The following is an 8,300-nucleotide window of genomic DNA, read 5'->3' on the forward strand; positions in this document are numbered from 1 at the left end:
TCAGCAAAGCGGAATTCCAGTAAGCAGGAGCGTATGAATTTTCGTCTGTTAAGCCGCAATTGCCAAGAGCGAAATTTTTTACACCTGCTCCCATGCGGAAAATCTCGCCTGCATATTTGGTCGCAAATAGATTTGAACAAAGAAAAATCAGGATCACAAAGAATAATGAGTTTTTATAAAACTTTAACATAAATTTCTCCGTTCCAATCACAGAACTTTCACATAACTTCCCATAATTTTTTTAAGTTGTCCGTTTGCAAATGAAATCGTCAATTTTGCATCATTTCCTCTTCCATCTACATTCAGGATAACTCCTTTCCCAAATTTCTGATGTGCAATTTTTTGTCCAACTTTATAATATTTTTGAGATTCCAGAACAGGTTTGATTGGGGATTCTGTTCTAATATTAAATTTGAAATCAATTTCAATATGCAGCTCTTTTTTAAGATAAAGGTTTTCATCTAATTCTGCAATGAATCTGCTTGGCAGCGGATAATCTATCTTATCAAATGTTCTTCTGGAGCGAGTATAACTTAATATTAGTGTTTTTTTCGCTCTGGTGACAGCAACATAGAAAAGCCGTCTTTCTTCCTGCAGGTCTTTCTCATTTTCGATGGAACGGGAATGAGGAAGTAAACCATCTTCCAAACCAACAATAAAAACATGATCGAATTCCAGACCTTTGGCATTGTGCATGGTCATCAGTTTTACGGATTCTTCATTTTCATCGACATGATCAAGGTCTGTCTGCAGGGAGATATTTTGTAGATAATCTGTCAATAACGGTTCATTCCCTGTTTCAGCAGAAAAATTGTCTGAAAATTCCGTAGCAGCAGCAATGAATTCGCGGATATTTTCAACCCTCGAAATATCTTTGGGATCATCACTGAAATCGTGAATTTTCATTAAATGAATATCATCGATTATCATTTTTATCAAATCAGTAATAGGGAGAGATTCGGATTTTTCTCTCCATTCATTAATTTTGGACAAAAAATCTGAAATCTTCCTTTTGGAAGACAAATTCAGGAAATTGTTTTTCCCTGAATTTTGTAACGATTCAAAAAAGGAGTACTTATTATTTAATCCATAATCAACTATTTTTTCAATTGTCTTTTTACCAATTCCTCTCACCGGAAAATTAATGATCCGCAACAGACTTTCAGAATCAGCAGGATTTACCAAAATTCGTAAGTATGCGATAATATCCTTGATCTCTTTTCTTTGGTAGAAGTTAATTCCACCGACGATCTGGTATTTGATCTTTCTATGAAAAAAAGATTTTTCAAAAACTCGAGATTGAGCATTTGTCCGGTACAGGATCACACATTCATTCAAATTTTCATTTTTCGATCTTAATCGGGAAATCTCATCTACTACAAATTCAGCTTCACCATTCTCGTTTTCTAAAATTGCTAATTCGGGTTTTTCTTTGGAAATAATTTTTGTCCGGAGTTCTTTAGGATGTCTTTCATCATTATGTTTGATCAGATCATTAGCCAATTTCAGGATCGATTCGGGAGACCTGTAATTCAGTTCAAGTTTGATGGTCAGAACATTTTTATAATCTTTTTCAAAATTGAGGATATTCCTGATATTTGCTCCGCGCCAGCTGTAAATTGCCTGATCGTCATCACCGACTACACAAAGATTCTGATGATTTTGAGCGATCAGGTTGATGATCTTGAATTGAGCATAATTAGTGTCCTGGTATTCGTCGATCATGATATATTTGAATTTTTCTTCGTACTTTTTCCTGATCTTCTGATTATCATAAAACAGAATAGCTGTGTACATCAAAAGGTCATCAAAATCAAGAGCATTGTTATCCAATAAAAATTTCTGGTAAGTTGAATAGATTTCCGCAACTATTTCCGAATAATAATTCCGTTCATTATATTTGAAAAAAAGTTCCGGTAAGATCAGGTTATTTTTCTGACGGCTGATGATGTTCCTGACCCGACCGATTGGGAATTTATCGGGATCGATCTGTAATTTTTTATAGATTTTCTTGAAAACAGATTTCTGATCTACTTCATCATAAATGGAAAAATTGGAGTCAAAATGCAGATGTTCCTGTTCGTATCTCAAGATGCGGGTACAAACAGAGTGAAATGTACCAATCCAAAGAGAATGAGTCGAAATATTAAAAGTATTTTCCAGTCTGTCGCGAAGTTCTCTTGCAGCTTTGTTTGTAAAAGTTACAACAAGAATGTTCCAGGGTGAAACATTTTTTTCATGAATTAGATAAGCCGTTCGATAAATGACAGAACGGGTTTTCCCGCTTCCTGCTCCGGCAAGAACGAGAACAGGACCTTCAGTTGAAGTTACGACTTTTTTTTGTTCAGAATTAAGTTTGGAAAGATCAATCAATCAACGACCCAGGTTAACTTCCAGTTAGAACGATATCCTTCCAGACCTTTATCATTATAAGCGGATATTTTATAATAATACCAGCTATCAGGGACAATTAGTTCGTCATTATCTATAAAACTTTGTCTGGGCGGATTTTCATTTGAAGGAATATGGTTTTCATCACCAACCAATACATATAAGCCATCATAAGCCATTGAACGGTAAATATAATATCCTGCAACTCCTGTTACATCATTATCCCAGCTCATCTCAACACTTTTACCAGTAGATTTTATATAAACATAATCACCACTATGAACTTCTTCACCATCAATTTGGAAATTTTCAACCAAAGGCGGGATATTGATGTCATGTCCGTTTGGATCTAATAAATTGCTTCTGTCGAGAGAACACGACAAGAGCATTATTAGAATTATAAGCAGAAATATTCTTTTTTTCATAATTTAAAACCTCAAAGTAATACCTGTTGGTGTTATACTGATCTTTTTTTGTTGAAAATCAAAAAATATCTCCTGCCAGAGATTTTGATTATATTCTTCAGTTACTGCAATCGTGTCATAAACCGTGTAGATCCAGATCACAATACCAAGTCCGAGAAGTCCCTGTGAATAAATATACGGCATTTTGGCATTTGAATAATATTGATTAATGTCTTCAATATAAGTTGCTTTTTTATATTTATCGTATTGTTCCATAGATATATCATAATAATAGAGACTGGTCCCCAAAATCGCCAGTTCTAATCCCAAGAGGATTTGACCTTTTGTATAACTTCTGGCAGAGAAATGACCCCAACCCGGAGCAATTGCTGATTTGATTAAATTAGTAGTTATGTTCTGTTTTTTTAATTGATAGACCTGCAGTAATTTTTGTCTTTCCATCAGATTTTCCCGGTAAATATGCTGCTTTTCTGTCGTGTCCCAATTGTATTTGTAGGGATTGGAGAATTTTTTTATGTCAAATTCTGCATAAGCTGATACAGTTATAAAAACCAAAAGCGAAATAAAAAATATTTTTTTCATGATCATCAAATCCGTTATTTTTCCAAAATTTTTTCGGTAATTTTATTTAAAGGCGTAACCTCTCTGGTTATTAAATCCAATCTCCAGATAAAATAATAATTAACTTCTGGGGTGAGTATGTCATACCTTACTTCATATTTGTATTTACCGAAAGAGTAGAGAACTTTCCAACCTGTACTTCTAACAAATTCTTCTCCGTGAATAGTTATCATATCATTTTCCAGAGCATAAATTCTTTCCGCAACTTTTCCATTTTTATAGTTCCGGATAATAAATTTTGCAAATTCGATGGGATTATTCTCGGCTTCGATAATATTTTGTGTTTGAAATACCTTTTCCCGAATCCAATCTGTATTTCTCAAAACTGCTGATTGTTTATATAATTTCAGAGCTTCAGCAAATTTCTTCTCTTTTTCCAGGATTAATGCCTGATCGATCAATTCCTGTGCTGTTATATAATTCTGTTTTGTAATTTCAACCTTCTCAATACCGGCGACAGCATCAGGATATTCAGGAATGATCAAAAAAGCTTTCTCATAGACTTTAATAGCTTCATCTAACTGATCCGATTCAATCAGCTTATTGCCCTGTGCTATGAATTCCTGGCAAAGTGTTTCCAATTTATTGTTAATAATTGATTCCTGTTTAAAATCATAATTTATTGCTCTTTGATAGAATTCCAAACCAGTAGAATAATTCAAATTATTCATTTCCCGATCACCCATTAATAAATAGACATTGCTGATCTCTTCGATCAAAAGCTTTTTATAAGAGGAAGGCAGCAAAGACAGATTGATCAGTATTTCAAGCGAGGTTTCATAATCTCCGGTATGTTGCAAGGCAATAACTTCTTCGATGTAGAAAGGCAGTAACCTGTCGATGAATGGTTCTGCTTTTTTTGTGAATTCATTTTCAGGATATTGATTCCAGAGGATATGATAATCATCAAAAGCCATTTGTTTATTGTCTAAATCCACACTGATTTTTATCCTGTTATAAAGGATTTCAGGTATCAATTCCGAAGTAGTTAGATAGGTAAGAATATAATCATAATGCTCGAGAACTGTTTTGATATCATTTTCTTTCATAGCTATTTGTGCTAATTCATAATAGCAATTATCCATCTTTTCATCAGCTTTCAAAGAATTGGCTAGATAAAAGAGATTATTTGCGAGTTTCCAATTCTTTTTAGCATAAGCATATAATCCTAATTGATAGTAGCATTCTGATTTTTCTAATTCTGCTTTAGTAGCTAAAGCACCGTCTAATGTTTTGTTAATAAAATCATCATAATGTTCGATCGCCGGGACATAATTGCTCTGCAGATATAAACTTTTTGCAATTTCGTATCTTTTGTCGGTAGAGCAACTGGTAGCTATGATAATTATCAGTAAAAAAGTTACTTTATAAAATATATTCTTTTTCTTCATCAGCTATTTCAAACCTGTCGTTTTTATTTAAATTCAGACTTTCTTCTAATTTGGAAGATAGACCATGAGATAATATTATTTTTCCCGATGATAATTTTGGAAGTTCTAAAATTTCATCAGAGTCAGGATGCATAGCATCGATGATCAAGACATCAGTCGATGCAAGCATACTTTTATATGGTTTCAGGGTTGAACAATCGGATGTATATAATAGTTTTTTATTATTTACATTGATTCCAAACGAATAAGAGTTGAATTCGTTAATGAAACCGTTACTTTTTACAATTGATTCATAATCCAGGAGATGATCTGACTTTATAATATCAATTTCAGGAAAATCATCAGTCAGTGAAGGAACAAGAGAGAAATAAATATTAAAAGGAATTTTTGATAAAAAAGTATAAAAAAGATTCAGAATGTCTTTGAATTTTTCGATATGTTCCGGAAGATAGATCGACAAATCCTGTTTTCTCTTTTGGAGATACAACATCTGAATGACCATAAAAAGACCGCTGACATGATCGGGATGATAATGACTGATAACAATTGCATCAAGAAAATCTTTATCCAATCCGAATTTCAGCATTTGCTTTGCTGTTCCTTCTCCACAATCCAGAAGGATGTTTTTATCGGAAAAATTGATCCAGATGGAAGAATGGTGTTTATTAATAGTCGGCATTCCTGATGCTGATCCTAAAATCCTGAACTTCATATTGATCAATTATCTTCTGTTTTTAATTGATTTTGGGGAACCGAAATTGGAACATGATCCAGTTTGTTCCCAAAAAATAAAAAAAGTAAGGCAAAAATAAGAGTGAAAATTATCAAAAGATTAACCGATTCCATTTTAAAAACCAGTATTGTTACTAAAACGATAATAATATTCAGCAGGTAAACGATCAGAGCTGTAACTTTGGTTGATCCTAAAGCAGTTCCAATACGATGAGTTGAATGATCTTTTCCACCTTGAGTGATCTTCCTTCCATCCCGCTTGCGGGTTATACTGACGAGAGATATATCAAAAATGGCATAACTCAATAGTAAAACGGGTAAAAGGTAATAAAAATTATTGTTCATACTGGTGACAGCAAGACGACCTGCTAATATTCCCATAGTGGATAAAAAATACCCGATAAACATACTACCTGCATCACCCAGAAATATTTTAGCAGGATTAAAATTGTACGGTAAAAAACCAAAAACAGAACCTGCAAAAATCAATGAAAGAAGGGAAATAAATTCAGATTGAGCAGCCAGTGAATGAGTTTTACTGATAAAGCTGAAACCATAAAATCCGAGAGCTAAAATTCCTGACATTCCGGTAATGATGCCATCCATGTTATCCAGGAAGTTCAAAGCATTCATTAATCCAACCATCCAGAATAGAAGGATCGGAATCGAGATATAAATCGGACCAAACAAATTTATCAAATCATTTGAGTAAATAAAAATGAAACAGGAAAGTATCTGACCGAGCATTTTTAATATCGGATTCATTCCATGTCTATCATCGATAATCCCGACCAGAACAATGATCAAAGCCCCGATCAAATAGCCAACAACAGCTTTATCAAAAGTGTAGATAGTGGTTATCACAGCATAAATGGTGAGTACAAAAAAACCAAAAAAAACAGCCAATCCTCCTAAAAGTGGAGTTGCTTTTTTATGAACTTTACGAGCACCCGGATTATCCAGAAAATTTGTTTTGTTCGCAAATTTAATGATAAAAGGAGTGATACTGTAAACAGAAAGAAAAGCAAGGATGAAAGCTGTCAGATATGAATAAATTATGTTCACCTAAAACTCCTTAATCATTTTTTTTATTCCTGAATCTCGTTTCTTTTTTATAAATTTGCTTTTTTTGTCAATGATTTATCCATTAGTTTTATTGGATAAACAAACTATTTGACAATTTGAACTAACAAAAGTTTCTGAACTATGAGGGAAGTATGAGAAATTTTAAAAATCGGAAAGCATCGCATAATTATTATTTTGTAGAGGAACTGGAAACAGGAATCGTCTTGAAAGGAACCGAAATCAAGTCTATCAGATCGGGAAGATTAAATTTCAAAGATAGTTATGCTTATTTTGAAAACGACGAAATCTGGCTTTATAACCTGCATATCAGTCAATATGAACAGGGAAGTTTCAATAATCATGATCCCGATCGTAAACGAAAACTTTTATTGCACAGAAAAGAAATCAGGAAATTGATGAAAAAAGTGGAAGAAAAAGGTTTTACTCTCATTCCTAAAGAAATTTACATTAACGAAAAAGGATTTGTAAAAGTCAACCTTGCAGTTGCCAGAGGTAAAAGACAATATGATAAACGGGAGACAATTCAAAAGAAAGATGAAATGCGGGATATGGAACGGAAGATGAAATTGAATTTAGGATAGAATTTAAAAAAATCAGGAAAAAATATGTGGCTCTGGGATAGTAGAACTCATCAATTTATTACTTCGAATGCTTTAAAAAAATGCAAAGCTTCATTTGTGCATTTACTAAAACTTCACCAGGAACTTTTTATTCTCGGTATCGAAGCTCCTGACAGGATCTTTAAAGATTTTACAAATCATTATTATAACTGCACTCCCAACGAATTCGGTTATAATAGCGGAAGCGTGATCAAAAAAATCGATAAAGAAATTATTCTGATCAAACAAATGATGGATGATCCTGAAAAAATAATTCTGCATCCCAAAATCCATCCTTTTTTAATTCCGATCCTGAATACATCATTAAAAGCGATAATTTTTGAATTCGGAGTTTTATCTCATTATATTGCAGATTTGCATCAACCTCTACATACTGACGGAAAAGACAGGTTTGTGGACGAAGAGACGGTTCATAAAATTATGGAAGCGGATACAAGATTGCATTTGAAAGATTTTGAGCTGAAATTCAGGAAAAAAAGAAAGAGAATAAAAAAACCGCTGACCTACTTTGAAGAACAGATCTATAAGATCAATAAAAATTATGATATTATAATTGAAAATTATTTTCTGAAAAAAGGAAAAGTAAAACCGGATCGCTGGAAAAGGACTTTTCCAATTGTTGAATATTGTCTGAGCAAAGCTGCTCAAAATGTGGCAAATGTTTTTCTTGATTTTGAGGATTCAACAAAAATCTTTAAAAAACAGATCCATCATGCGAAATTGATCAAAAAAATAAGTTGTGCTATCGATCCAACAACTTATTATGAAATCAGAAAATTTCCGACCGGAACGATCTCGATCAGGAAGATATAAAGATTGGATTTGACTCGTAACGAAGTGCGAGTTAAAAAAACAATCGTTCAGGAAGTACGCAATTCTCGACTCACATTCCCTTCGGTCAATGCAAGTCAAGTCTTGCTGGAGTTTAGGAACAAGATTGTAATCATTTAACAAAGAAGGTATTATGAATAAGATCAAAACCTTAAAAGAAGAACTTCAAAAACACAAAAAAGAAGATAAAGCAAAACTGAAAA

At 33.2% G+C, this 8,300-nt stretch carries 9 protein-coding genes; 2 read left to right on the forward strand and 7 right to left on the reverse strand.

Features of this window, described 5'->3' with window-relative positions; translation table 11 throughout:
• The 7 genes from ENL20_01660 to ENL20_01690 form a co-directional block, all read right to left on the reverse strand.
• A partial coding sequence (locus ENL20_01660) for a hypothetical protein (protein HHE37263.1) occupies window positions 1-190 on the reverse strand: 190 nt, incomplete at its 3' end.
• 17 nt (window positions 191-207) lie between these two features.
• Entirely contained in the window at window positions 208-2,373 is a 2,166-nt protein-coding gene (locus ENL20_01665) for a hypothetical protein (protein HHE37264.1), read from the reverse strand.
• Window positions 2,370-2,816 (reverse strand): hypothetical protein, encoded by a 447-nt coding sequence (locus tag ENL20_01670; protein HHE37265.1) that lies wholly within the window; start codon window positions 2,814-2,816, stop codon window positions 2,370-2,372. The genes ENL20_01665 and ENL20_01670 overlap by 4 nt, the downstream gene beginning before the upstream one ends.
• Before the next feature lie 3 nt (window positions 2,817-2,819).
• Entirely contained in the window at window positions 2,820-3,398 is a 579-nt protein-coding gene (locus ENL20_01675) for a hypothetical protein (protein ID HHE37266.1), read from the reverse strand.
• A 14-nt stretch (window positions 3,399-3,412) separates the two neighbouring features.
• Window positions 3,413-4,828, reverse strand: a complete 1,416-nt coding sequence (locus ENL20_01680) for a hypothetical protein (protein HHE37267.1) — start codon at window positions 4,826-4,828, stop codon at window positions 3,413-3,415.
• Window positions 4,803-5,549, reverse strand: a complete 747-nt coding sequence (locus ENL20_01685; GenBank protein HHE37268.1) for a ribonuclease Z — start codon at window positions 5,547-5,549, stop codon at window positions 4,803-4,805. The genes ENL20_01680 and ENL20_01685 overlap by 26 nt, the downstream gene beginning before the upstream one ends.
• The gene (locus ENL20_01690; GenBank protein ID HHE37269.1) at window positions 5,546-6,604 is read right to left on the reverse strand and encodes an undecaprenyl/decaprenyl-phosphate alpha-N-acetylglucosaminyl 1-phosphate transferase; all 1,059 of its coding nucleotides are present in this window, start codon (window positions 6,602-6,604) and stop codon (window positions 5,546-5,548) included. Before ENL20_01690 ends, ENL20_01685 begins: the two co-directional genes overlap by 4 nt.
• Window positions 6,605-6,777: 173 nt before the next feature.
• Between ENL20_01690 and smpB the strand changes: the two genes are divergently transcribed.
• Window positions 6,778-7,227 (forward strand): SsrA-binding protein SmpB, encoded by a 450-nt coding sequence (gene smpB / locus ENL20_01695; GenBank protein ID HHE37270.1) that lies wholly within the window; start codon window positions 6,778-6,780, stop codon window positions 7,225-7,227.
• A 24-nt stretch (window positions 7,228-7,251) separates the two neighbouring features.
• Window positions 7,252-8,079 (forward strand): hypothetical protein, encoded by an 828-nt coding sequence (locus ENL20_01700; protein ID HHE37271.1) that lies wholly within the window; start codon window positions 7,252-7,254, stop codon window positions 8,077-8,079.
• Window positions 8,080-8,300: the final 221 nt, after the last annotated feature.

Source organism: Candidatus Cloacimonadota bacterium (assembly GCA_011372345.1).
In the GTDB taxonomy this organism is placed as follows: Bacteria; Cloacimonadota; Cloacimonadia; order Cloacimonadales; family TCS61; genus DRTC01.

Excerpts from the sequence above, each read along its gene's own strand:
- smpB (HHE37270.1), top strand. The coding sequence starts at position 6,778 with ATGAGAAATTTTAAAAATCGGAAAGCATCGCATAATTATTATTTTGTA.
- ENL20_01670 (HHE37265.1), bottom strand. The coding sequence starts at position 2,816 with ATGAAAAAAAGAATATTTCTGCTTATAATTCTAATAATGCTCTTGTCG.
- ENL20_01700 (HHE37271.1), top strand. The coding sequence starts at position 7,252 with ATGTGGCTCTGGGATAGTAGAACTCATCAATTTATTACTTCGAATGCT.
- ENL20_01675 (HHE37266.1), bottom strand. The coding sequence starts at position 3,398 with ATGAAAAAAATATTTTTTATTTCGCTTTTGGTTTTTATAACTGTATCA.
- ENL20_01680 (HHE37267.1), bottom strand. The coding sequence starts at position 4,828 with ATGAAGAAAAAGAATATATTTTATAAAGTAACTTTTTTACTGATAATT.